We start from the raw sequence: 3,095 nt of genomic DNA, 5'->3' as shown, positions 1-3,095 counted from the left end.
TCTGCCACCGTTTCGAGAAAAAGGGTCAGGAGCCTTTTTGGTCGACTGGGTAGTTTATGGGTGTTCGCTTGGCGGCTTTGGATCCAATGCTTGAGATCCCTTCGGTTGCCCAGGCCACCTCGTGCTGATGTTGCCGGTGCAGTTGATCGCGCGATGAACTACGAAACGCATGACGCAACCCACCTATTGCAATTCGGCGGCCACCTCGCTGGAGCATGAATGTCAACCAGTCCCTTGAGATAGCTCGAACGACACAGCAACAATTGGCAATCCAACGAAGCCAAGCTCTTGGAGGCCCCAGATGAGTGGAAAAGTCGGCCCGCAAATTCAATTAGGAATTCAACCTGAGAAAACGCGTTCGCCCCCGCCAACTTACCTATTGTGAATAAACGGCTCCTGACCCTTTGTAAGATCGGTGGCCAGCAAGGAGCCCAGGAAGTCTTTCTCGCAAAGCAACTGATCGATCGCTGCTCCATTTGCCAGCGTCTCCTCGCTCATCGAATGCGGAACGACGTGCGGGTTGGCGGTGGCAGCGAACCGGCGTGTCGCTGCCGCAGTGTCAATCAGCCAGTTGCGCTCATCATTTTCGTTCTCCGAATCAGCCGGTTCCTCCCATGCTACAAAAGCCGGTGCCTGGTGAGCGGCGGCAATGCCCAAGCTACGAAGGGTAGGCATCGACTCGCCCTCAACGGAACCGCCCTCAATCATCTGCGCGAGTTCGTTGATGACCAGCAACGCATCGCGCGGAGTCAAATGGCCGTCTCCATTGGAGTCGACATAAAGATCGGGCCACGAGGTCACCGTCAGTGGATCAACCAACAGACGGGATATCGGGTTGAAAAAACGCTGTCGTGCCAATTCATTGATGATTGCCAATGCATCGGTCGGCGAAATACCACCGTTATTGTTGACGTCGTTCGGGAGAACAAGATTCTGCCACGGCCGTGGCAGATCCACATCGATCCGTTCGTTTCCGCCGCCGATGTGTAACGCCGAACGCAGGAAGACGCCGTCGACGATCGAGGTCGGCCCCATTCGCCAATCTTCGCGGTCGACAAAACGAATCGCATCACCGTCTCCTCCAGCTACGCGTATCACTCGATCATCAGGTGCGATAGCGCGTTCGGCGGCGAGATCGACGACGAGTGTGTTCGCGTTTTGGTCGCCGAGATCAATGATCGAAAAATTCTCGAGGCTAACCTGTTGGGTTGTCAGATCCAGTTCGCTATCAGTTTGGATGACAAGCAACGTATCCGTCCCATCGGCGGCATCGATCACCAACGGGCGTGAAAACGATAACGCTCCCAGATCCAATGAGATGGTCTCATCCGAATCGGTACCCAAGACTCGTAGTGCAGCGACCTGATCCGCCGGCGCTGCAAAAAGATCGACAGTCCCGTCAGTCACGACGATCTCTGTCTGTCGCTTCAAAATAAAGGTCTGGGTGTCCAGCACATCGACTAAGACCTCGGGATTAAGCGAACTGTCGAGCACCGTCTCGATGTAGTCCTCCACTTCACCGTCATCGGCGCGCCCGGTCGGGGGAAGAAAGCCGGCCGAGCTGATGCGGAAACGTGCTGCATGAGGCCCCGGCACGGCGGTCGCGGGGACAGCAAATGATAAGGTGTTGCTGCCCGCGGAGAGCGCAAAATAGATCGCGATCTGCTCGCCCGCGTCGCTCCAGTCACCGTCGGCGTTGTAATCGACCCAGGCATCGAGTCGTCCGGCCTCCGATGCGATGATTTCGAAACTGGACGTGGTGGCCACGCCGCTGACCCCTAACAGACTCGCAATCGGCAACACACCGTCATCTCCGTTATCAGAGCTTGCATCCACAGAAGAAACGCCATCGAGCTCGCTATCGATTTGTGTTCCCAATCGGAGCGTCCCACTGATGTGATGCGCACCCGCTTGGGCACGTGTCACCGGGAAGGTGTCAGGGGCGTCGCCAAAATCGGCCCCCACGACGTTCAGAGTGAACGTTTGAGCGACCGAGGTGTCGACCCCTCCGTCATCCGTTCCTCCGTCGTCCTGGACAGACACTTGCAAAGTAGCGGAGCCTACCAAAATATCCTCGCGGACCGCGTACGAAAGATTTCCCTGATTGTCGATTCGGGGATCGGAAGCGAAAAAATCACCGCTCGCACCGGTCACTTCCGTGACGTTGATGATGTACCGAGCGACCGATTGTCCCGATTCATTGGCCGCTCCCGGATCAAAGTTGGTGATGAATCTCGGCACCACTTGGCTGCCGGCACCTCCGCTTACCGGCGGTAATACGGCAGCCTCCAACGCGGGGGCGTCGTTGACCGGGGTGATCGTGATGGTCAGTTCTTGAGCTTCTGAAGTGTCGACACCACCATTGGCGTTTCCCCCGTCGTCTTGAACCGTGACCACCAGCGTGGTGAAACCAAAGGCGTTCGCAGCCGGTGTGAACGTCAGCGTTCCATCGGCGTCGATCGCCGGCGGATCGCTGAACAAATCCGGCTGCTGAATGTGATTGATGTGGTACGCCAAGACACTCTGGTCTGACTCGATCGGATCGCCAGGATCAAATGTCGCGAAGCGAGCGAAAAAATACTGACCACTGTCTTCCCGCGCGACCGGATTGGATCCCAAGGTCAACGTCGGTTGACGATTGACTGCGGTGACCAACTCAATCGCTCCGGCATCAATGATCGATGTGCCGTTCTCATCGCCATCAAAGATTCGGCCAAATCCGACCCCGCGCTGGTCATACGGGATGGTGGAATCGTTCATCGCGGGGTCACCCGCGTCGATTGCCGGACTGCCGGCCAGAACGGCGTGTGTCGGCGTCGAGCCACCGTTGTCGGCGAGCGGACCCAACAGCGGGGCGTCTGTCAAGACGTCGTGCGTACCACCAGTCATCTCTCCGGAACCGATCACGTTGTAGTCACCCGTGATCAAAATTTGAACTCCATCGCTCAGATTCTTGTCGCGATCTGATTCATTGCCGGAAACAATCGATTGATGCACAACGCCAGTGCCCTGTATTACGGCGATCCCGCCCCCGCGTTCAATTGCCGTGTTGTCGGTAATCGTGCTGAGCTCGACATTTAACGTTCCGACGATCG

General features: G+C 57.0%; 1 protein-coding gene. It reads right to left on the bottom strand.

Annotated features, from left to right (window positions below; all coding sequences use genetic code 11):
* Positions 1–372: 372 nt before the first annotated feature.
* On the bottom strand, positions 373–3,095 hold a 2,723-nt coding region (locus ABX749_RS27505; RefSeq protein WP_372898849.1), incomplete at its 5' end, for a choice-of-anchor Q domain-containing protein.

This window comes from Stieleria sp. (genome assembly GCF_041595215.1).
In the GTDB taxonomy this organism is placed as follows: Bacteria; Planctomycetota; Planctomycetia; order Pirellulales; family Pirellulaceae; genus Stieleria; species Stieleria magnilauensis.
The sequence above is the reverse complement of the archived record's forward strand: the minus strand, read 5'-3'. Positions and strand labels throughout refer to the sequence as shown.